The sequence below is a fragment of the Streptomyces sp. NPDC051662 genome (assembly GCF_040681655.1).
In the GTDB taxonomy this organism is placed as follows: Bacteria; Actinomycetota; Actinomycetes; order Streptomycetales; family Streptomycetaceae; genus Streptomyces.
This window is the reverse complement of record NZ_JBFAZD010000030.1, coordinates 75,733-98,166: the sequence shown is the minus strand read 5'-3', so window position 1 is coordinate 98,166 and position 22,434 is coordinate 75,733. Positions and strand designations below refer to the sequence as shown.

Sequence of the window (22,434 nt, the reverse complement as noted above, 5' to 3'; positions counted from 1 at the left end):
CCGATGTCACTAACCCCTCACCCCGGCATCTTCGCCGCCGTCGAGCGTCACTGCGCCGACAGCGAGCCGGCGCCCCCGTTACGTTTCTACGACGGATCGGAACGGGCCGGTGTACCAATGGTCCTGGTACGGGCCCGCCAACTGCTCTACGACCGCTCCGCCCGCACCGAGGCACGTGCGAGCCTGTGGCACCAGATCGCGGAGCGCGCCCACTCCGACGCCGTCGGGCCCGACTGGCCGGAGGCCGTCGTGTGGCTGGGACTCCCGGGGCTCCGCCGCACCGCCTACAAGATCACCTGGCGTTTCCGCGCCGAACGAGGCGACGTCGAGGCCGAACTGATCACCTGCTACCTCGAAGCGCTGGCCGGTCTCGCGGCGGATGACCCCGACCCCGGCGGGACAGTGCTGCGTTCAGCCTGTTCACGCGTGTACGACGTGTGGCGCCACGCTCGCCGCGAAATGGCCGTGGACGACGTGGAGCGGGCCGGCGGTGTTCCCGTCGAAGCGGAGGTGGCGGACTACTGGGAGGCGGACTACGACCCGGTGCCGCGCCACTCCGGGCTCTCGGCCACGGTGCGGATCACCGTTCCCGCTCACCGTGTCGAGGGCGTACGCCTCGGCGCTCTGGCCCGGACCTGGGAAATGGCCGACACCGCCACGAGCGTCGGATTCTCGGGCCGGGGTCGCCAGGTCGCCACGGTCTCTCTGCGCCGCGTACGGAGGAGCGGATGACTGACCGCGTCGAGACGTCCCTCACCTTCCGCGAGATCTTCAACCTTCCGGTCAGCGTCAATCTGCGAACGGCGGCCAGGGCCTTCGGAATGTGCCTGGATACGGCCTACCGGCTGGTGGCCCAGGGCGCCTTCCCCTGCCCCACGGTGCGCGTCGGCCGACGCCACCGCGTGCTCACCGTGGACCTCCTGAGCGCACTGGGCATCGAGGAACGCCCGGTCTTCGCCGACGAGGTCGCCGACGGAGTGGCGCTCACTCTCTTCGACTGATCTCCACCCTCCACCTTCCGCCCTGTCGGCTGCCCGGCCACCGACAGGGCCTCCCAGGACTCACTGCGAAGGAGCCTGCCATGCCCACCTGCCTCGCCATCTGCGGAACCACCGCCGCCGCCGACCCCTCTGGTCAATCCCCTCCGGGGGAGCGGCACCGGTCCACCGTCCTCTACGAGGACATTGTGCGTCCCGCGTGTGCGGAGCTCGGCCTCACCTTCCTGCGAGCGGACAGGCTTACGGAGGCCGGCCTGCCCATGGACCAACTGCTGCGCATGTTCACCGAAGTGGACGTCGTCGTCGCCGACCTCGGCGGATCCGGGGCGGAGCTGTCCTTCGGTCTCGGAGTGCGACACGCCCTCGGTCGGTGCACCGTCCATGTCACGGAAGGAACCGAACAGCTCCCGGGCCCCGGAACGACGCCTCGGATCCCCTTCCCGTCACACGCCGCTGAAACGGTCACCGCCCGGCGGCAGCTGACGAGTGTACTGGCGGAGGTGCTGGGCGGGGGAAGTGTCCCGTCGCTCCCCGGAGGATCGACCCCCGGGCCCGGCGCGGAGCCGACTGCCGGGCCCGGCGCGGAGCCGACTGCCGGGCCCGGTGCGGAGCCGACCGCCGGGGGCGACGAGGACGCCCCCGGCCTGTTTGATCTGGTCGTCGAGGCGGAAGCGCAGCTGGAGGCCGTCTCCGGCGACATGGCCGACGTGGAGTCGGCCATGACGGACCTCGGGGAGATGATGGGGCTGATCGGCGAGGATATGGCCCGTGTCAGCCATCCCGGCGCTTCGATGAATATGCGGATGGCCGTGATCAACCGCCTGGCCAAAGCCATCGACGGGCCGGCCGACGACCTGGCGGCGGCGGCCGAGCGCTTCGCGGCGCGCATGGGGGCCAGTGCTGACGCCCTCCGGGCGTTCCTGGAATGGGCGGCGAATACGCCGCGCCGCGAATGGCCGGAAGGCGCGGAGGGGGTGCTGGAGCAGGTCCTCACGGCCTCCGAGGAAGTACAGGACGCGGCGGGCGCCTTCCAGGAGGTCGTGGCACTGATCAGCATGTTCGGCTCCTCCAGCCGCCAGCTGCGCCGCCCCTCCCGGCAGATCAGCACATCCCTTCAGACCATTTTCCGGAGTGTGGCCGTGCTGGACGAACTGAGGGACCTGGCGGCGGCGCTGAGGGAGTCCTGAGTCTCCTCGGGAGGCGCTGACCTGAGGAAAGACCGGCTGCGGCATCGATGTTCATCGTGTCAGTCAGCTCACCCCCGCCCCGCTCGGTCCGAGGGCGATCAGCTTCCCGCCGGATGCGCGAGAATTCATGTCGGCCGGAGTAGACATTGGGTGTGGTGTGCCTACGGGTTCTCTTGTAGCGGAGATCGAGGCGTCTGACCGCGGGCGATCCCCTTACCTCCGACAGCAGTTCGGTCGGGGCGGCGGAGACAGAAGGCCGACGCGTCATCAGGGTCGGCAAATGGTGTAGCAGTTCCTTCGGGGCCTTGGTGCCGTACGGCACCAAGGCCCCTCCACGCGTTCCATAGGCAGCGGGTTGGATGGGCGTATGACCGCCGGTGACGTCGCGCGCCGACTGCCTGCCGCGAGATCGGTGACGTATTCGATACCCATGATCCAGTCGTGTATATAGAGTTCCACGGCTTCTCCGGAAAGGCCGATCTGAATCGCCCTCCTGGGAAGCGGATCAAGGGACAGTGATCGGTCCGGATCTCATTGGATGCGCACTGGGCTTCTCTTGATTTCCGTCAGCCAGGCATCCTTGTCCGGATGCACCCGACGGTCGAAGTGGCTTAGCGACGAGCGATCCAGTGCCCATTCAAAACCCGCCCGGGTGATCTCGACGGCGAGCACATTCTCTTGGTTCGGCTTGGTCGCCCACCCCGAGCGGTACATCATCCACAGAAAAGAAGGTTTGATCCAGGTCATCCGTTCCTTCTTGAACGGTGCCACAAAGGTCCCTGCCTCGACCGCCCGCTCCGCGATCTCCTGAGAGTACGCCTGGTACACCATGATGCTGGATTCCTCGTAGACGGCCCTTACCCGTCGTGTCTGCCGCTCCGCCTCTGGCTCAGGATGCATCAAAGATCCCGTCCGCGGCCTCTTCCTCCCACGCGGTGGACCGCTGAACGGTGGGACCGTCGACATGTAGGGCGCCGGCTGTATAAGCAGCCCAGAGCAGGTCCTGGCAGCCGAAAAAGGATTCCCCCCAACTGTCTACCCAGACATGAACGCGGGAGGGACCAGCCTGTGTGACGTCCCACCACTCCCAGCCTCTGGAGTCGTCGTCGGGGTCGAAGCGGTAGAGCCAGTTCTGTAGTTCCCATGGTTGGCCCGCGGTGTGATCCATATAGCCGTCGCGGCCGTTGTTCGCGAACTCGGGGGCCCGCTCCTCGTTCGGGTGACTCACGGCGATGAACCAGTCTGGAATGTCGTCAACAGGGAGGGTGTCTGCCTCAAAATCCGCAGTGTGTCCCAGTCGCAAAGCCGGTGAAAGAATTGAACGTAGATGTTTCACGTAGTCAGCGGAGCTGCCGGAGGTGTCAACGATAAATCGAGAGAGGACAGACGGTGCAACTTCAGCACTCGGGCGACTTCGTAGTCGCTCGAACTCCTCTGCCAAACTCTCATTGTTATGCATCATATGAAACCACATCACCCTTCCTGGACCACGCGTCCCGATCCGGGAATAATAGCATCCCTTAGTCCATCGAGCAGCTTGTCTGGAATTCCATAGAGATGTGGCCCCTTTGTGGGGTCAGAGATCTCCGGATATTCCTTCAGAAGGGCCTTCCATTCCTGTCGGGTAAACGCTGAACCGTCCGGGTGGTCATCCTTGTTCTGGGGGAGGGCGTCATTGTGAATGGAATCACGATATGACCGAGGGATATCGTACGACACAATCTGACCGCCGTCGGAACGGAATTCAACGGTGTGCTTGATGTCCCCGCTCATATTGAGGTAAAGCTTCCCGTGGCCTGTGATCGTCACCTCGCCGTTCTCTCCGATGTGGATGCGCCGGCTCAGCGGGTGGTCCGTCTGTTTGCGGTAGACGGTCACCGTGTCGTCCGGGCATCCGATGGGTGCAAGGCCCAGGGGGTCTGCCGAGGTGTGAGGGTTGTGGACGTAGGTGGCGGGGTTCGGGGCGGGTGCGAGACCGAGGGGGTCCGGCGTGAGGTAGCGCGCGGTTTCCGGGTCGTAGTGGCGGAAGTAGTTGTAGTGGAGACCGGTTTCCGGATCGAAGTACTGACCGGGGAAGCGCAGAGGGGTGTACGCGGTGGAGGTGCGGGACCAAGTGGTAGTGCCCCACAGTGCGGTGCGGGTGCGCCAGACGATGTCCCCGGACTCGTCGACGAGTTCGGTGGGCGCGCCGACGAGGTCGGTGACGATGGCGAAGAAGCGCCGGTCGATTTCCGGTTGGGACGCGTCGACCGCGGTGATGCGTTCGGTCTGGGCCAGAGGGCGCAGGCCGGAGTGGTCCCAGGTGAGGACAACCGGGTGGGGAAGGCCGGGTGAGGTGGTGGTCTGTTCGCAGAGAGTGGTGCCGTCCCAGGTGAAGGTCACCTGCTCGACCACGGTGGTGCCGTCGGGAGCGAGACGCTGTTTGGCGGTGCGGCGACCGAGCGGGTCGTAGACGTAGCGCCATCGGGTGCCGTCCGGGGTGGTGACGGCGGTGAGGCGGTCCTCGGCGTCCCACTCGTAGCGCCAGGTGTCAGGTCTGCGTGACAGCCGGGTCTTCTGGCGCAGGACGATGCGGCCGGCAGCGTCGTGTTCGTAGCGGACATTCCCGGCGCGGGTGATGCGCGTGCCGGTGTAGGTGCGCGGACCGATGGCCTCCTGGCCGGGCATGAACGTCGGCCAGGAGGCAGTGGTCTGGTTGCCGGCTTCGTCGTAGGCGTACGTCTCGCTCCAGCCGTCCGCCCGGACCGAGGTGACGCGGTCGGCCGCGTCGAGCTCGAAGCGGCGGGAACCGGAGAGTTCGTCATCGATGCCGGTCAGATGGCCGTCGGCGCGATAGGTGTAGGCACGGCGGTTCAGGCTGCGCCCGCAGGAGGAGATCTCCTGCCCGGTGACGCGTCCCACCGCGTCCCAGGCGGTCGTGAAGGTGAGTATCTCGCCGAACCGGCGCGTCAGCTCGCGTCCGGTCGCGTCGCGGTCGAAGCGCACGTCGTGGCCGCCGCTGGTCTGTCGTGTGAGACGCCCAGCCGCGTCGTAAGCACAGGTGGTGACCTGTCCGGTGGGGGTCACCCGGCGGGTGCGGCGGCCCAGGGCGTCGTAGGCATGGGTGGTGGCCCGGCCGTCGGACAGTTCGGTCTTGATCTGCCCACGGCGGTCGTACTGGTAGATCAGTTCACTGTCCGGACCCGCGGCGTGGATCAGATGGCCGGATTGGTCGTACGAGTAGCTGGTGGTCCGGTCGGCCGCGTCCTTACGGATCACCCGGCCGGAGATGTCGCGCTCGTACCGGATGACCTCGCCCAGCGGCGTGGTACGGCTGGTCACCCGGCCAAGAGAATCGAGATCGTAACGGAGGGTGCGCCCGTCGAAGTCCGTCTCGGCGATGACCCGGCCCGAGGCATCGTAGGCGTAACTCCACGTCAGACCCTGCGGATTGGTCACCATTGTCAGGCGAAGTTCCGCGTCGTGGTCGAATTCGTAGCGGGCGCCGTCCGGGCCGGTGCGCGCCGCGAGGAGGTCGAAATGCGTGTACTCGTAGCGGGTGGTCCGGCGAAGGGAGTCGGTGTGGGTGAGGCAGTTGCCCTCGCCGTCGTAGGTCCACGATTCGGCGGCGCCGTCAGGCCCAGTACGGCGGGAGAGTAGGCCGTCGGGGGTCCACTCGAAGGCAGTGACCGATCCCAATGCGTCAGTGATGCGTACGGGGCGGCCGAAGGCGTCGCGCTGGAAGCGGGTCGTTCCGCCGAGCGGGTCGGTCACTTCCTCAGGCAGGCTGGCGTGGTCACAGCGTACGGTCGTCACAGCGCCGAGTGCGTCGATGACGTTCGCCGGACGGCCGTGTGTGTCGTAGCTGTAGCGCGTGGTGTGTCCCGCGGGGTCGGTGAGCGCGGTCCGGTTGCCTCGCTCGTCGAACTCCTGCTGCCACTTGGCACCGCCCGGTGCGGTGATCTCGGTTGTGTGGCCAGACGGGTCGTGTACGGCGCGGACCTGGCTGCCGTCGGGGCGGGTGAGTGTGGTGAGCCTGCCTTCCTCGTCGTAGGTGTAGGCGGTGGTGCGGCCGAGGGGGTCGGTACGGGTGAGCTGGTTGCCGCGGGTGTCGTAGGTGAAGCGGGTGGTGTGGCCGAGCGGGTCGGTGGTGGCGAGGACGCGGCTGCCGTCGCCGATGAGGTGGTGGGTGGTATGGCCGTCAGCGGTGGTCAGTGTGGTGGTGCGGTGGCCTGTGGCCCGGTTGGGGGAGCCGTAGGTCAGGGTGAGTTGGAAATGGCCGGCCTCGCCGCCCTCGGAGATGACCCGGTGCTGGTCGTCGTAGGTGTAGGCGTAGCGGCGGTTGTTGGAGTCGATCCAGCCTGTCACTCGCCTGTGGTCGTCGTATGTGAAGGTGAGTGTGGCGCCGGAGGGCTTGGTGACGGTAGTGAGGTTGCCGTCCGTGTAGCCGTAGGCCATGACGGGCTGGGCGGGCTCGCCGTCCGTTCCGGCCAGTGCCAGTGTGGTGACGCGGCTCTCTGCCGTCGTCAGCGTCAGGTGGTATCCGGCCGAGTGGACCATCGCCAGGGGGGTGCCGTCGTCGGTGCGGTCGATGCTGACGGTGTTGTCGTTGCGGTCGGTGATCTGGACGAGCCAGGCGTCGCCGTTTTCGCCGGGCTCCGTTTCGGGAGGGGCGGTGAAGTGGCGCGTGAGGCCGCTGCCGGGATCGGTGAGCGTGTAGTCGCCGTTCTCTTCGCGAGCAAGCGATTCGCGTGCGGTGCCGTGCTCCGGGAGTGTCGACACCCCGGGGACGGGGTGGGGGTAGGTGATGAGGAGGCCGTCGTCGGTGACGTGGATGACGCCGTTGGCGTCGATCTCCAGGCGTTCATCGACGGTGGAGGACCAGGACGGGCCGAAGAAACGGCCCGCGATGTAGCCGGATTCCACGCGGCGGGTGAAGGCCAGCGGGAGCGTTCCGGGGAGCACCACATCGGTCTGGGGCAGGAACATCCGGCCAGTGGCCAGGTCGACCGGGTCGGTGCCCTTGGTGGTGCGCTCCTTGTCGGGGCGGTTGAGCGTGCCGTCCGGGGCGTCGTCGACCAGACGGCGGGTCCGGTTCGCTCCGGCGGCCAGGTCGGCGGCTTCCTTCGCGATCCGCGCGGCCTTGACGCCCGCGCCGCCGCCTCCGGTCGCGGCGGTCATCACCAGGTCGGGGACCAGCCTGCCGAAGCCCTCGGCGGGGTCCTTCATGAAGCTGGTGACCATCTGTTTGCCCGCGCCCCAGGGGTCGTTGGCGACCTGGACCAGTCCGGCGACGGTGTTGTTGAGGGAGAGGGCGTATTCCGCGGGGTGCGTGATGTTGTACGGGTCGGTGGGGTTGACGCTGCGTGCGAAAGTGAGCAGTCCCGCAGTGCCCTTGACGATGCCTGCGCCGAAATGGGTTTGCATGACGTCGAGTTCGCTCACGCCGTCGACGGCCTGTTCGGCGTACGACGGTTTCGGCGGCGCTGTGTCCCGGGCCGCGGACACGGCGGCGCGCGCGGTCTCGGCGGCCGTGTTGCGCTGGCGCCGGGCCTCGGCCAGGATCTCCTGCGCCTCTTCCATCCGGGTCTTGCCAGGATCGGTGAACTCGCCCGGTTTGGGCGGCAGGGTGGCCGGGTCGCGTTCGTCGGCAGGCTGCGCGTTGTAGCGGTCGGCGGCCCTGTTGTAGGTGTCGACCTTCGCGTTGTGCGCGTCCCGCGCCTCCTCGGACGCCTTGGTGCCGGCTTTCCACTTGTCTATCGCGGTCTGCGCCTGGCCCTGGGCCCACTCGACGGTCCCGGCGAACGCCTCCAGCGCGCCGGCGGCCTTCCCGCAGGCGTCCGCGCCCTTGAACCACTTCGGCGGTTCGATCGCCACCGTCGCCCGGAAGGCGTCGGCGGCCTCGCCCTTGAGGTCGGCCGAGTCGAGCCCCTTCAGTCCCTGGGCGACGTTGTTGAGCGCCTTCTGGAAGTCCCTGAGATGGGAGGCCGTCTCGCGGAGTTTCGACGGACTGCCGTAGACCAGCCTCGTCTTGTCCTCGGTCTGCCCGAGGTCCATCTCGTCGACCTCGGCGCCCATCCGGTTCGCCAGCGAACGGGACTGGTCGCGTACCCAGTCCGCGCCGGAGTCCCAGCCCGCGTCCTTCAGCCGGTCGGCGGTCCAGTTCCCGGCGTCCTCGACGCGGTTCCCGGCCCACTCCACACCGTCCTCGACCACGTCCTCGACAACATCCGGGGTGAGGTCGCTGATGAAATCGCCGATCCCCATGTTCTGGTCTCCCCCGCTGGTTCTGGATCAGTTTCCCGCGTCGCCCTGCTGCTGTTGTCGGGCGCGTTCCTCAGGTGACGGCCCGAACGTGTCGTCCACCGCCCGGTCGAAGTCGTTCTGGTCGACACCCACGAGGTCGTTCAGCGCGCTCGTACGCTGTCCGCCCATGCCCTCGGTCAGCACCGCCCGACCGGTGTCCTTCCAGGTCTGCCCGGCTTCGTCCCGTGCCTGCTGGAACGACTCCGCGCTGTAGTCCGGACTCAGATAGTCCGGGGTGAGTACGTCGCCCCAGTTCTGCTTGACGATCTCGTCCTCGGAGGCGTGCGGATTGCCGACAGCGGCGTTCACCGCGACCTTCATCGTGCCCTCGACGTACTGGTCCTCCTCCCAGAGAATCCCCGCCGCCAGACCCAGCTTCGCCGCGATGGTGTTGGCATCCTGGATCAGGGCCCGTACGCCCCACTCCCAGCGTTCGCAGTAGTCCTCGAAGTCGACCGACAGGCCGTGATGCCCTGTCTCCATACCGGTCATCGACATACCCGAGAACCCCTTGCCCAGCACCGCCCCTGTACCCGTGCCGACATCCCGTAGCTCGGACACCGCGGCCCGCAGTCCCTTGGTGATCCGCTGGACACTCTCCTTGCCGACCCTCAGGTCCTCCGCGCCCTCACCCATCGGACCCGCCCCCTTGAGTGTCGTCGGCATCGACGGCGACCGCGTCCGGCACGATTCCTGTCACCGGCGGAAACAGCATCGCCCCGTCAGGATCCGCGATATTGATCGCGACCCCGGCCGGCTCGTCCATCGTCGGAATGATCTCGTCCAGCAGCCGCGCCCCGCGCAGCTCGGCGAACTCCCATGCCCGGCCAGTGTCCCGCCCGTCGCCGGAGTCCCGCGCCCGAGCGAACCGGGCCAACGCGCCCTCATCCGTGAACCCACAGATCCAGCGCACCCCACCGAACTCCGCGGTCCACAACCCGCCGGCGTCGACCGGCACCAACACCAGTGCCCGCCGCAACTCCCCGACCAGCGCCCGTGGATCCCCCACCCCCGCCCGCCGCTCAGCAATCCGCTCCACAAGCGCCATCCCGTCGACCACCCGGAACCCCCCTACGCCTCGCTGTCCAACGGCACGCCTTTCGGCACCGTAGGACACGGACCGGTGAACTGGCCACCGAACTCAGGGAACAAACGACGATCTCGGCCAGGCCGGAGAGATCCGGGGCGACCGGGGGCATGGGGCGGCGGCCGTCTGACGCCTGAGCGGGAGGCATACTCCCAGCTCAGGCGCCAGAGATACAGCAACAGCGAAGCCTGCCGGATCGTCGGCATCAACGTGCGGACCGGCAAGAGACAGCGCAATGGCTGGCACTCGCCGCCCACCGGAAAGCCGGAGCCTCCGATCGACGATCTACCGGAACACGTCCCCCCCCGCACTCGAATGCCGCACAGATGGATCACGGCTCGATACACCCAAGGCGTGTTCCGGGAAGCGCTGTCAGCCATCTACGGCGACGCCTGCGACCTGGCTGCGGGGGCCTTCGAGGGTTATCGGGTCCTGAAGCGGCGGAACAGGTTTCGGGCCACATGCACTCCCGGGCCGCCGAAGCCGACGAGGTCGACGCGTCCGTCACCGGTGATGTCGGCGAGGAAGCGGGGGTGGCGGTCGACCCGCCAGCCGCCCGCGTCCTCGTTGTACCCGAATCCGCGGCATACCAACTGGGCCTGCTCAAAACGGCCGTTGCCGTCGTTGTGCGACACCCAGACTCCCTCGTCGCCGAAGCCGACGATGTCCGCGTTGCCGTCGCCGGTGACGTCCGCGAGGAGCCGGAGGTGCTTCTTGCTGGTCCACTTCTGGGCGGCCCCGAAGTCGTTCAGGACGAGCTTGGCGGGTTCGAACGTGCCGTCGTCGCGCCCGCGTGCGACGACGACGCCCTGCGGGCCGAACCCGACGATGTCCAGCGCTCCGGTGCCGGTGGTCCTGACCAGGAACCGGGGGTGCTCCTCGACCGAGCTCCACCCCTGATCGACCCCGAAGTCGTCGAGGACGTAATGAGGGTCGGCGAACGTTCCGTCCTCGTCCTGGAGTGACACCCAGACGCCGTCGTCGTGGCAGCCGACGACGTCGAGCCTGCCGTCGCCGGTGGTGTCGGCGAGGAAACGGGGATGCTTGCCGACGAGCCAGCTGCCCGCCTTTTCGTCGTGGCCGAACGCCCGGAGAGCGGGTTCGTCGGTGAGGGGTGCGAACTCTCCTTCTTCGTCCTGGAGTGAGATCCAGAGGCCGTCGTCGTGGCAGCCGACGACGTCGAGCCTGCCGTCACCGGTGGTGTCGGCGAGGAAGCGGAGGTGTTTGTCGGCGAGCCAGCCGCCGGCCTGCCGGCCGTGTCCGAACGCCGCGAGGACGAGCTTGCCGCCCGCTGGCGCGAACGTCCCCGTCCCGTCCTCGTCCTGGGAGGACACCCGGACACCGTCGGCGCAGAGCACGACGACGTCGGGCCTGCCGTCGCCCGTCGTGTCCACGAGCGTCCACAGGTCCTCGGGGCTCGGTGCGGGCCCGGGCCGGTGGAGGACGTTCTCGTCCTCGTCGAACGTCCCGTCGCCTCTGCCGGACGACGTCACGGCCCCCTTCGCGGGCTTGAGCCCCACGATGTCGTTGCGCCCTGTTCCCGTGGTGTCGACGAGGAAACGGTCACCGAGCCCGGCCCACCAGCCCGGTTGCCCGCTGGAGGTGCGGAGGGTCGCGGTGCTTTTCCACCCGCCGGCGTCCTGGTCGGTCCCGAACTGGTCGAGGACCAGCAGGACATCGCTGAAGGAGGGCGTCGCGTCGGGTGCCGGCCGCAGCGCGGTCGAGTGGACCAGCCGCCAGGAGCGGCGGCCGTTCCAGTGGCTCAGTTGTGCCCAGCGCAGTACGGCGTCGCTGGTGCGCTCGGGCTCGGCCGGGACGAACCGCCACCGCTGGCTCTCCGCGTTGTCGTCGTGCTCGCGCAGGACGATCCGGGTGCCGTCCGCGCTGTCCTCACTGACCTCGCCGCCACCGGCTCCGTCGGCGGCTTCGGCGAGGTCGAGAACGGCGCCGTCGGTCGCGCCCTCGATGAAGTAGAGGTCCGGCTCGCCCTCGACGGGGACGACATGCCACTGCTGCCCCTTCTTGCCGGCGGTGGCGGCCCACTGCCGTACGCCGCGGTCCGCGGCGGCGGGGTTGTCGAGCACCTTGCCGCTGACCGCGTTGCGGATCACATAGATCCCGTCGTCCTGCGCGGCTTCTACGGGGGCGAGCTGCCACTGCTCCGGGCTCGGTCCGTCATCGGGGAAGTCGCGGACGACGAGCGCCCCGTCCGCGCCCGGCGCGGCCTTGGCGCCGAGGGGCTTCCCCGTGGCGGCGTTGACGATCTCCAGCTTCAGTTCTTCCGTGGGCACGGGCATCGTGCTGCCTCTTCCAGGCGGTGCGGACGTGGGCTCGGGACGGGGGATCGGGACGGGGGCGATACGGCGGGGGCGGTACGGCGGGGGGCGGTACGGCGGTGGCCGCGGATCACGTGAAGACGTGGTGGTACGGGACGTTCCACTCGCTGGGCAGCCGCGGATAGAACGTGTTGATGACCGTCCCGGTGAAGTCCCCGCCCCAGTTGTAGGTGAGACGCACCTCGCTGTCGGCCGTCACCGCGTGGTCCTTGAACCCGAGGATGGCGTCGGGGTGGGTGATCGGTACGAAGGTGATCCCGCCCCACGGCGTCACCGTGACGACCCAGAGCTGCGTGTCCTCGGCCGCTCCGTTCTTCCCGCGCCACTTCTCGCCGACCTCGCCGGGAAGGCCGACCTGGACGGAGTCGGCCGTGCTCTTCGGCGCCTCCTGGTGGGCGGTGACGCGCCTGCGCTGCGGCTTCGGCGCGCCGTCGTCACCGCGTCCGCCGTCGGCCTCGCCGGCATCGGCGGGCTTGGGCGACACCTCGCCCGCGGCGCTTTCGAGGAAGTACAGCGGACGCTGGCCGAAGAAGCCGCCAGGGGTGATGTACCAGAGGTGGCCCTGCGCCTCCTTGGTGGCCGGGTCGAGGGCGGTGGCCAGCTTGACGCCCTTGTCGTGGCTCTCCTCCTTCAGCTCGGCGGGCCGCAGGTAGCCGCCGTTGAAGGCGTGGACGAGCATGACCGGACGATTCTCGACCAGTGCCGCCACGATTGCGTTGTCGTAGCTGTTCACCGCCACCGGGCCGCCGACCACCAAATTCGCCATAGCCGTGCGTTCTTGGGTGTACATCGCGGAAACCTCACCTGTTCTTGATGTGGAGAACAACGCGTCAGGAACTTCAGTGCAGTGGTTTATCACGCCGCATTGCCGTAAGCCCAACCGCCCTCGATCGAAACGACTCCGAAAGCGTCCGAAAGCGAATGAATGGCCGAGGCAAATACCCTTAAAAACGGCAAAGGTCCAGGTCAAAGCACTCGAAGGTGGGAATGCTGGAAAGCTTTCGACCGCGTGACCGGCAATGGGCAGAGGTTTCATCTGCCTGATCAGAGGGCAGTCGGTCAACCTTGATCACCCGATTGAGCGTGATGCTCGCGAGTGTCTTCTCGGCCAATGGGGCCCGTGATAGCTTCGATTTTCGGAACGTGTGCAGATGCCTGTTTCCATTTCACCGAGCGCGGTTCGACGAGCGCGGTTCGACCGGATCAGTCTGAGGACAGAAATTGCCTTCCCACGCGTACAACCTGGAACGGGCCAAGCGCCAGCCGCTGACCAAGAAGAACCTGCGGGAACTGAACATCGAGCAGACCTGGCAGTCGATCCTGGACCACCCCAACCTGGTCTACGTCGACGACTACGGTGTGCGGCACAAACCCGTCGGGTTCTCCGTGAACAAGTCGAGATTCGGCTCTTTCTCCGGGTCCGCGACCCAACTGGGCTGGCTCGCCTACATGAACCTCGGGGAGCCGCTGATCGAGGAGCGGCGCAACATCCACCAGCCCCCGCCCGACACGTTCTCCTCGCGCACCTACGTCAACCGCAGCACGTCCCCCATGGACTTCCAGGACTCGGTCGAATTCACCGTGTCGAACGAGGTCACGTGGACACTCCAGGGGGAGGCCCAGCTCACCTTCGGCGGCAGCGTCAGCGCGGAGCTCCAGCTCCAGCTCCAGAACATGCTCCAGCTGGACCTCCAGACGCAGCTTCAGACGCAGCTCCAGAACGACGTGGAGACCAAGAACACGAACACCGTGACCAACGAGAACAGCAAGGAAGACATCGGGACGGACGTCGCCAACGCGACCGAGGCCGGCACGACCAACTCGGTGGCGAACTCGGCGGCGAACTCGGTCACCAGCTCGGTGGCCTTCACCACCACGGGCAGCGCGACCGGCACCGCCGAGCTCAACGCCCAGCTGATGCTGGGCATCATGGCCTCCGTCGGCGGGTCCCTGACCACCAGCTGGGCCTCGAACTCGCAGATCTCCGGTACGGTCCCGCCGAACTCCCGCGTGGAGACGATCGTCTCGCAGCGGCGTACCCGCAAGCAGTACTCCTACGAGATCCCGGTGACCTTCTCCGGACTGCTCGCGGTGCAGTACGACGTGCCGGTGGCGGTCCTGGCCCCTCCGCAGGCCGGGGACTACCCCGGGCTCGCCCCGTTGGTGGCCCGCGACATCGGCGACCTCGACCTGGCGGGCGGCGGCTTCCGTATGAAGGGGGTGGCCGAGGTCGTCTCCGCCCTGGAGGTCCACCACACGATGTTCGACGGCGAGAGCCTGACCGACAGCCAACGAACGCTGCACAAGCAGCCTTGACCGGGCCGCGCCGACGGCGCCACGACCACAACGACCAAGGGTGACGACCATGGTGTTCGACAACGTCTTCAATTTCGCCGGCAGGGGCGCGGGGCTCTTCTCGGTCACCACCGACGGCGCCAAGCCGCAGCCGGGGGCGGGCGTCGACTTCGAGGACGCCGACGACGACACATACGACGACACGAGCACGAGCCTGTTCAACAGCGCGATCCACGGGGCCTCCTCCCGCGCGAAAATCGTGCAGGAGCAGTCGCCCGAAGCACGGGCCATCCTGGGCTTCCTCGGCTCCTTCATCCAGACGACCCAGGCATCGGCCGGCGCGCAGGCCCAGTACGCCCAGAATCCCAGCTCGGTATCCACAGCGGCATCCGCAGGCATGCGGGAGTCGAGTGCGACGGTGACGGAACACAGCGGCCTGCAGAAGGACGAGGACCTGGCGACCAAGCCGAAGAAGAGCGACTACGCCAAGGCCCCCAAGGCCCCGGAGACCCCCAAGGCGACCGCCGAGGAGCCCTCCGGCTCTCAGTAGCGCCCGGCTTCCGAGGAGTAGTTCCCCGCTTCCGAGGGGTAGTCCTCGGCTTCCGAGGGGGCAGGGGCGAGGCCGCCCCTGCCCCCTCAGGCGTCACACAGGAAGCAGCTGCCACTGCCGGTCCCGGTGGTCGCCCTCCGCACCGTGTTGCTTGATCGCCGTACGGGCGTTGGTGTCGACGCGCAGGAGCAGACCGCTGTTCCGGTTCGCGATCTCGTACACCCGCTGGGAGCCGGACGTGGAGCCCACCGGGATCAGCCTCCACTGCTGGTGGCGTGCGTCGTCACCCTCGTAGGCACGCTGTGCGATGACCGCCCCGGCCCTCTCCTGCGCCCCGACGACCTCCAGGACCCTGCCGCTGCGCACGTTCTCGATCGTGTACAGGACGTCGCCGTCGTCCTGGCCCGCCACGACCAGCCGCCACCGCTGGTGGTCCCTGGGAGCGGCGAGGGACTGGTGGATCTCGGCCCCGTCCTTGGTCGACTCACGCAGCACCCCCATCCGCAGCCTGCTGCGGACGTTGGCCCAGGAGACCACGGCGCCCGACTCGGGCAGCCCGGCCATCTTCGCCGACGGGATCTTCCGAACCCGGTTGTTGAAGAGGTCGCCGATGTAGAGAGTGTCGACGCAGTCCACTGCGAGCCCGATGAGGTTGTTCAGCTGGGCCGACGCGGCCGGGCCGCCGTCACCGTCGGAGCCCGCGGCGCCGGTGCCGGCGACGGTGCTGATCTTCCCGTCCGCCGCGACCTTCCGGACCCGATGGTTGGCGGTATCGGCGATGTAAAGGGCGCCGGTACTGTCCAGCACCAACCCCATCGGCTTGTTCAGCTGGGCCGAGGCGGCGGGGCCTCCGTCACCGTCGGAGCCCGCGGTGCCGGTGCCGGCGACGGTGCTGATCTTCCCGTCCGCTGCGACCTTCCGGACGCGGTGATTGTAGGTATCGGCGATGTAGAGGACGCCGGTACTGTCCAGCGTCAACCCCATCGGCTTGTTCAGCTGGGCGGCGGTGGCGGCGCCTCCGTCACCGCCGAATCCTGCGGTGCCCGTGCCGGCGACGGTGCTGATCTTCCCGTCGGCCGCGATCTTCCGGACGCGGTGATTGCTGGAATCGGAGACGTAGAGGACGCCGGTACTGTCCACCGTCATCGCGAACGGCCAGTCCAGCCGGGCGGCGGTGGCGGGGCCGCCGTCACCGCCGAAACCCCGGATGCCGGTGCCGGCGATCGTGCTGATCTTCCCGTCGGCCGTGACCTTCCGGACCCGGTGGTTGGCGCTGTCGGCGATGTAGACGGCGCCCGATCCGTCCATCGCGATCCCGCGCGGCTTGTTCAACTGAGCCGAAGCAGCAGGGCCGTTGTCACCTCCATGACCTGCGACCCCGGTCCCCGCGATCGTGCTGATCTTTCCGTCAGTCGTGATCTTCCGGACCCGGTGGTTGTCGCGGTCGGAGAAGTAGAGCGTGCCGGTGCTGTCCACCGCGATCTCGTACGGACGGTTCAACTGAGCCGAAACGGCTGGCCCGTTGTCCCCCGCGAATCCCGCGACCCCGGTCCCCGCGACCGTGCTGATCGGAGGGGCGGAGTGCTCGCCATCTGCGGCTGCTGTGTTGGGAGTGCTCATCGTCATCCTTCACCGTTCACCAACCGTCTACTACAGACGGTCGCCAGTCGCTTCCAGCAAGTCACGGCAGTGTCGGTTTGGCAAGATCACTTCCGGGTGATCCTTGTGGGACGCGTTGACGAGACCTCGCACCGGACAGGCGGTTGACCCACGTCAACGCCCTTACGCGAAAGGTTTGTTCGCGTCGTCGTACCTGATCGGGCCAGTACGCCCCGGGAGTTGGCGGCGGCCGACCGGCCGGTGGGTCCGTGCGTGATGCGCGAACTCACGGCCGTACCGCCCGTCGGGCGGCGCGCCACCGGATCGGATGATCTTCAGCGAATGGCCTGCGTAAGTGACCGGTTGACTGCATAGCGTGTCCGGGTGGGGGTCGAGGGACTCCCCGAAAGGAAGGCATATCCATGGGGAAAATCCCGGTCTCTACCGACATCAGGGTCGCGAAGAACAGCGCGTGGGTCCGCTGGCTGCCCAACGCGCTGCCGGCCGCCGGCTACGTCGGACTGATGAACTCCGCCGACAAGCCCATCAAGGTCACCAAGCTCAAGAGTCCTGACTACCAGCGCATCACGATCTACCAGACCGTCGCCGACAGCGAGAGCTCCAAGATGGTCAGGCTCGACCAGGTCACCGTCCCCGCCAAGGGCGAGTTCTCCTTCGTTCCGGGCCGCTACCACATCATGCTGGAGAAGCCGACCCACCTGATCACTCCCGGCGACAACGCCCGCGTCATCTTCTTCCTGGACAACGGCACCGTCGTCAAGGTCCGGATCCCTGTCCGCACCTCGCCCGAGCTGTACTGACCCCGCCGACGCCAGGAGACCCGGACATGGCCACGTACCACCTCGACCTCGGCAACGACCAGACCGAAGCGCTCGATTCCGTCACCAAGCTCACCCTCACCGGCACCGAACTCGATATCGACTCCTTCCTCACCGCCAACGCCAAGGCTCCCGTGCCCCTGTGGGGCGACGTGGTCCTCACCCGCGGCGACAGCCGCCACTCGGCCACCACCGACTGGGTCGAGGACGTCGAGAACACCGACACCCACCAGGACGTCATCCTCATCGCCGGCGATCCCGCCGACCCCACAACCCGCCGCGTCCGCCTCACGGACGCCTGGGCCAGCGCCAGCTACCACCTGGACGAGGACGATGACCCCGACGCGTTCGTGATCAGCTTCGCCGACATCTCGATGGAGAAGTAACACCGCGGGCCAAGGGCTGCCACACAAGGCCCGGGTCCATGACCTGGGCCTTCGGTGTGACGCTGTTCACCGCTCCGAAGGGCACGGCACGGATAGGGCACGGCGTGGTCAACGAGGAGCCAGGCTCGTAGCGGGCGGACGACGCTACTTCGGAATGACTCGTCCAGCGGCCGCGGACTCACCGCGGGTGAGTTCGGCGGCCATGCGCCGCATGCCGACGCGGTTGGCCCTGCGGATCGTGGCCCTCACGAGCGGGGCCAGCAGGCGCTCCGAGAGCGGGGCCCGCAGCAAGGCGTACTCGAACGAGACCCGGCTCCCGCCGGCGGGCAACGGCTCGATGCGGTAGGTCCCGCGGGCCTGTCGGCGACCACCCGCGCCGGTGTTCCGCTCGACGATGCGCCACGGCCGCTCGGCTTCGATCACCTCGATGCCTACGTCCGCCTTCGCGCCGCCCAGCGCGGCCGTGACCGTGACACGCGATCCCACACCGCGGTCGGGCCCACCGTAACGCCAGTTGGTCAGGTAGTGGTTGGTGAACAGCTCATGGTTGGCCATGACATCGAGGAAGTCATAGACCGGTTCGGGCGCCTGCGGTACGTCGATCGACACGATGACAGACCTCATCCCGGGAACGTCCCATGCGGTGATTTCGCTGTCAACGTGCGCGCTTCTACGGGGCCGCTTCTCCACCAAGTACCGTCGCCTGGGGGTTTGTCCTGGAGCGGGTGACGAGAATCGAACTCGCGCTCTGAGCTTGGGAATCCGTTTCCAGCGCGATCACGCCCAGGCGTTCCAGTGCCTCGGGGGCGAGTCGCGGGAGCAGAGGGATCGTGTGGGTCCACGCGTTGCTCTTCAACAGCTTCCACGTCATCTGGCGAGCCGTCGTCTCGGAAGGGGGACTGCCGGCGCCAGATGCCCGGGCGAGTGCCAGGCAGGTCCGGATCACCCGGTCGTCGGCCCGGTGGTCCGTGGCCAGGGTCACCTGGATGCCAGAAAGGTAGGCGGCGGTTGCCCAGAGCACCGCTGTTCGCCCACTCTCCGTGGGTGCCGCCTCGGCATGAGCCCAAGCGGCGGCAACGTCACCCTCCATTGCCGCGAGCAAGGCGACCTCTCCGCCGGCGTCCTGCGTCGGGCGGAGCGATTGCTGCCATCTGTCCGTAAGGATTGCAACGGTGCCGGAGTCCTCCTCAGGGAGGCAACCGAACCGGTGCAGTAGGGCAAGGACGGTCATCGACGGTGCGTGCCATGGCATGGGTGTGTCGGCCACGCGAGGCACGGCCTGGTGGAGTGCGTCACGCAGTCGCTGATCGGGTTCCCTGCCGTTCGGGAAGGCAACAAGCAGCGAGGCGAGTTGGGGGAGGAGCCGGAGCGGGCTACCTCGCTCGATCCGCAATGCCAACCTTTCTACCAGGGGTTCGACAACGCGTGCTGCCGTTTCGGGATCATGGGACACCAGTCCGGCCGCGACAGCTGTCAACGCCTGCCGCCTCTGCGTGGCACCGCCTGTCGCCATGGCGCAAGCCGCGGGTCCGTCCCCGGCATGGCCCAGCGCCTGGGCCACGGAATTTGCCAGACCCGGTTCCGTACCGTCGGACACCAGGCTCGCCGCCTCACGGGCGTAATGAACGGCCGCATCGCCGTGATCCCCGAGAGAGCAGCCAAGGGAGAGGGACGCCAGATGTCGCGCGCGGGCCCGGGGGTCGGGCAGAGCCGCCGCGATCCCCTCGGCATCGGAGAACGTGCCTACGGTCCCCAGTGCTTGGCACAGGTCCGTCGTCCAACCGTCCGGGACGGCAGGATGGTCCGGGTGCTGCGATGTCCATGGTCTGGGAGATCGGCGTAGGGCGGTTTCCAGCAATTCCTGGCTGCGCGGAAGGTTGCCCGAGCCCAGCTGGCGATCCGCCTCCACGAGTATCCGGACGTGGGGTTCATCCTGCGGTGAAGCGTCGTCCGGGGCACGCAGTCCGGCGGATGCGCGATGTGCGTTCCGGCTTCGGCTCGCCGACGGGCGCCGTACCTCACGTCGTACCTCACGTCGCACCTCCTCCGAGCCCGGCTGTTCCGGCTTCGTCCTCGTACGCTGTGCCGGTGACGTCCTCGCCAGGTTGGGCTTCTCGGCCTTGGCTCTGGCATAGGCCTCGGCACAGGCCTTGTTATGGACGTTCCGCTGCTCCAGGGTCCGGCGCTCTTCCTTCCTCTTGCCATCGGCCCTGGCTCTCGCGTCGCTGTCCGCCGTCGCCTTGTCTTCCACGGCTGCCTCGACGACCCACAGCGCTCGTTCGAGCATGGAGTCCACGAGTATGTCGCCGCGCGGTCGCTCCGAGCGCAGTTGCTCCGACGCGGAGTTCAGCAGGCGCTTGATCTCGTCGAGGTCGCCCTCCTTGGCCTTGGTGTCCTTCACCGCCTGAGCGAGCCGTGTAAGCGCCGTGGCCAGTTCACGCCCAGGGGGAATCCGGTGACACGCGGACGGCGCATCGAAGCCGCTCGACCCCTGGATGACCTCGTTCAGCCCGGAGACCGCCGTCTGCATCAGTATGGTCGCTTTGTGGTGTCGCGGGCTGCCAGGCAGACGGTGCAGGGCCGAGGCGCCGGCGGCCCGTAAGCTGACCGCCTCCAGGCCGTCCGAGGGATCGAGATCCGCGCAGATGGCTTCGATGTGGTCGCCGGCACGGAGACCGAGGGAAGGAACGGCCCGCGCCAGTGCCCCCCAGAGATCCACCGCGGCCGTCCGGTCGCGTATTCCACCTGCGGTCAGGTCTTCAGCCCGGTCGTACAGCAACGCTACGACGTCGACGTCGTGGACCGTGTTCAGCAGTCCGGCCGCCGCGACGAGTGCCTCGGTACCGGCCGCCCGATTGTGGACCACGGCACGTAGCAGCGGCCGGGCGGCGTCCCGACGTTCGAGTGTCACGAGGGTACGAATGGCACCAAGGAGCCGTGTGTACACATCAGGGTCTGCGGAGACCGGAGAACGGCCGTCAACGCCGACTCGGCTTCGAGCCAGCCACTCCACGGCCTCCCCTATGACGCTGTCCAGGTCGGCTCGTGCCGCGTACGCCATCTCCACCGCCACGTCCGCCAGGTGGACGGCCCTGGCGGAAGGCGTCGGCGCCGAGCGGGCGAGTGCGCGTGCGCGCTCCACGTACCCCAGTCGTACGAGGAGTGCGGGCGCCCCGTCGGGCACCTCGCGTAGGTCTTCACGCAACAGAGCCCGCACAGCGCAGAGCGAGACGAGTGTCGCCAGCCCCCGAGCGCTGTCGCCCTCGCCGATCTCTTCCTCGAAGGCGTCCAGTTGAGCGACGGCAACGGTCGCTCCGCTCGTGCTGGTGAGTCGGCGGAGCCGGCGCACGTCGAGGACGTAAGCAGCGCGTTCGGGCCCGTCGGGCAGCAAACGGAGCTGATATGCCAACGGATAGGGGGGTGTTGCGGCAGGCCAGCCCGCCGCGTGCCACCGCTGCGACCAGGCCAACAGCTCGCTGGTGTGCCGCTCGACGGCTGCCTTGTCCAAGCTCGTGCGCACCGCGCCGGCAGGCTGCGGTTCGGCCAGGGCGTACGTCGCTGATACAGAGTCGTCGAGAACGATGGCGCGCCCCGCCGGTCCCTGCGCCACACGGTTGAGCCGGTCCTCGGAGAGCTTGGTCAGCTCCGCCAGGTCCGCGATGCGCAGGCCGCCGCCCGATACGGCGAGCAGTTCCGCCACCGACTCACCCAGAGCGCCGGTGTCCGGCAGCGGCTGTCGAAGCGGCGGTACTCCTGGGACGGGGAGGAGCGTGCGCAGGTGCTCGGCTTTGCGCAGCGGGTGCCCGTTGGGTACGTCGTCGGGAAAGCGCACGCCGCGTCGCAGGGAGACGATGACGCGCATGCCGGAGTGGGGTGGGGAGGGAAGAAGTGCGGCGATGCTCCCGCGCACAGGTTTCTGCCTCGACCGGGCCTTGTTCCCGGACTCGGCCTCGGGGTTTCCGGACTGCCCCACGTTCCGCCGCTGGGCACCGCACGCAGGGCTCCCGCCCTCGGAAGCGAGGCCGGACCAGGCCACGTCGTCGTCGAGTCCGTCGACCACGAGCACGAGTCTCCGACCGTTTCCTTTGCTTTTCTTGGCGGCATCGGCGAAGAGGCGTCTCCACTTTTGGGGCCCCACAGGGGCGCGGTCCGGCTTCTCACCGAGGAACTCGCCCAGCTGCTCGGCCATTTCCCTGCGGAAGGCTGCCTGTGTGTCGGTGCCGTGCACCGAGGAGACGAAGAAGCTCAGGACGTCCACGTCGGCCGGCGGGTGCCTTCGGAGATAGTCGGCCAGCAGCGCTGTTTTCCCCACGGGAGCGTCGGACTGCCAGCACAGATACGTCGGCGCCCCAGAACTGGCATCCCTGAGGAACGAGTTCATGACACCGCGCTCGTTGGTCCGCCCCTTGACATTGTCTGCGGCGACATCCAAGGCAGGCCCGTGCACTCGGATGTAGCGGCGGTCCGCGCCCTCAGCGTGGGGCTGGGAGATCCGTCGCCCCCGTCCGACTGCCCCCTCCTCCTGCGCGGCACGCAATGCCGCCTCCCACTCGGCATCCGTGTGGAGTGGCCGGCCGACTGTTTGCTGCAGCATTCTCACGATGGCCCAGAAGTCGACCACGTGTTCGGGCGCCGGAGAGGTCCTTCCGTCCTTCCAGCCTTGGAATGAGCTGCGAGGAGTATCGAGACCTTGAACTACTCGCGCTGAGCTCAGGCCGGCCTGCTCCGTCAACTGCGTCAGCATGGCGCCCAGTTCGCGGCGTGCACGGTGACGTGGACCGTGGTCCACGGGTCCACCTCCCGGTTCCAGTCCTCGACTGCTGAAAATCTCGATGCCAGTGTCAGGTATGTGGTCTCTGAGCTGCGGAAATC

At 67.8% G+C, this 22,434-nt stretch carries 16 protein-coding genes and 1 pseudogene; 7 read left to right on the top strand and 10 right to left on the bottom strand.

All coding sequences use genetic code 11. The features are described 5' to 3' along the window. The first annotated feature begins 3 nt into the window (after positions 1–3). From AB0M67_RS34630 to AB0M67_RS34620, 3 genes are all read left to right on the top strand, one after another. On the top strand, positions 4–732 hold the full coding sequence (locus tag AB0M67_RS34630; protein ID WP_365751541.1) for a hypothetical protein: 729 nt from the start codon (positions 4–6) through the stop codon (positions 730–732). Further along, positions 729–1,001 (top strand): helix-turn-helix domain-containing protein, encoded by a 273-nt coding sequence (locus AB0M67_RS34625; RefSeq protein WP_365751540.1) that lies wholly within the window; start codon positions 729–731, stop codon positions 999–1,001. The genes AB0M67_RS34630 and AB0M67_RS34625 overlap by 4 nt, the downstream gene beginning before the upstream one ends. 80 nt (positions 1,002–1,081) lie before the next feature. Then, complete coding sequence (locus tag AB0M67_RS34620; protein WP_365751539.1) at positions 1,082–2,185, top strand: hypothetical protein; 1,104 nt, start codon at positions 1,082–1,084, stop codon at positions 2,183–2,185. Between the two features lie 267 nt (positions 2,186–2,452). Here AB0M67_RS34620 and AB0M67_RS34615 read toward each other — a convergent pair. The 7 genes and pseudogenes from AB0M67_RS34615 to AB0M67_RS34585 form a co-directional block, all read right to left on the bottom strand. Then, a pseudogene (locus tag AB0M67_RS34615) lies at positions 2,453–3,016 on the bottom strand (DUF4291 domain-containing protein). A 58-nt stretch (positions 3,017–3,074) separates the two neighbouring features. Continuing rightward, positions 3,075–3,626: a hypothetical protein gene (locus tag AB0M67_RS34610; protein ID WP_365751538.1), complete on the bottom strand. Its 552-nt coding sequence runs from the start codon at positions 3,624–3,626 to the stop codon at positions 3,075–3,077. A gap of 32 nt (positions 3,627–3,658) precedes the next feature. Next, positions 3,659–8,431, bottom strand: a complete 4,773-nt coding sequence (locus AB0M67_RS34605) for a putative T7SS-secreted protein (protein ID WP_365751537.1) — start codon at positions 8,429–8,431, stop codon at positions 3,659–3,661. Between the two features lie 27 nt (positions 8,432–8,458). Then, positions 8,459–9,106, bottom strand: coding sequence for a hypothetical protein (locus AB0M67_RS34600; protein ID WP_365751536.1), 648 nt, complete (start codon positions 9,104–9,106; stop codon positions 8,459–8,461). Continuing rightward, positions 9,099–9,518 carry a hypothetical protein gene (locus AB0M67_RS34595; RefSeq protein ID WP_365751535.1) on the bottom strand — a complete coding sequence of 140 codons (420 nt, stop codon included), beginning with the start codon at positions 9,516–9,518 and terminating at the stop codon, positions 9,099–9,101. Before AB0M67_RS34595 ends, AB0M67_RS34600 begins: the two co-directional genes overlap by 8 nt. A 461-nt stretch (positions 9,519–9,979) precedes the next feature. Further along, positions 9,980–11,854 (bottom strand): FG-GAP-like repeat-containing protein, encoded by a 1,875-nt coding sequence (locus AB0M67_RS34590; RefSeq protein WP_365751534.1) that lies wholly within the window; start codon positions 11,852–11,854, stop codon positions 9,980–9,982. Between the two features lie 109 nt (positions 11,855–11,963). After that, entirely contained in the window at positions 11,964–12,683 is a 720-nt protein-coding gene (locus tag AB0M67_RS34585) for a hypothetical protein (protein WP_365751533.1), read from the bottom strand. Between the two features lie 431 nt (positions 12,684–13,114). Here AB0M67_RS34585 and AB0M67_RS34580 point away from each other — a divergent pair, with 431 nt between their 5' ends. After that, entirely contained in the window at positions 13,115–14,209 is a 1,095-nt protein-coding gene (locus tag AB0M67_RS34580) for a hypothetical protein (RefSeq protein ID WP_365751532.1), read from the top strand. 49 nt (positions 14,210–14,258) lie between these two features. Next, a complete protein-coding gene (locus tag AB0M67_RS34575) occupies positions 14,259–14,738 on the top strand; it encodes a hypothetical protein (RefSeq protein ID WP_365751531.1) in 480 nt (159 codons plus the stop codon). Between the two features lie 93 nt (positions 14,739–14,831). Here the strand turns inward: AB0M67_RS34575 and AB0M67_RS34570 are convergent, their stop codons facing one another. Next, positions 14,832–16,358: an RICIN domain-containing protein gene (locus tag AB0M67_RS34570; protein WP_365751530.1), complete on the bottom strand. Its 1,527-nt coding sequence runs from the start codon at positions 16,356–16,358 to the stop codon at positions 14,832–14,834. Positions 16,359–16,759: 401 nt separating this feature from the next. Between AB0M67_RS34570 and AB0M67_RS34565 the strand changes: the two genes are divergently transcribed. Both AB0M67_RS34565 and AB0M67_RS34560 read left to right on the top strand, forming a co-directional pair. Further along, positions 16,760–17,158: a copper chaperone PCu(A)C gene (locus AB0M67_RS34565; RefSeq protein ID WP_365751529.1), complete on the top strand. Its 399-nt coding sequence runs from the start codon at positions 16,760–16,762 to the stop codon at positions 17,156–17,158. A gap of 26 nt (positions 17,159–17,184) precedes the next feature. Beyond that, positions 17,185–17,562 carry a hypothetical protein gene (locus tag AB0M67_RS34560; RefSeq protein WP_365751528.1) on the top strand — a complete coding sequence of 126 codons (378 nt, stop codon included), beginning with the start codon at positions 17,185–17,187 and terminating at the stop codon, positions 17,560–17,562. Between the two features lie 144 nt (positions 17,563–17,706). Here AB0M67_RS34560 and AB0M67_RS34555 read toward each other — a convergent pair whose 3' ends face one another. Together AB0M67_RS34555 and AB0M67_RS34550 are read right to left on the bottom strand one after the other, a co-directional pair. After that, positions 17,707–18,186, bottom strand: coding sequence for an SRPBCC family protein (locus AB0M67_RS34555; RefSeq protein WP_365751527.1), 480 nt, complete (start codon positions 18,184–18,186; stop codon positions 17,707–17,709). Positions 18,187–18,232: 46 nt separating this feature from the next. Next, positions 18,233–22,306, bottom strand: coding sequence for a hypothetical protein (locus AB0M67_RS34550; protein ID WP_365751526.1), 4,074 nt, complete (start codon positions 22,304–22,306; stop codon positions 18,233–18,235). Positions 22,307–22,434 lie beyond the last annotated feature (128 nt).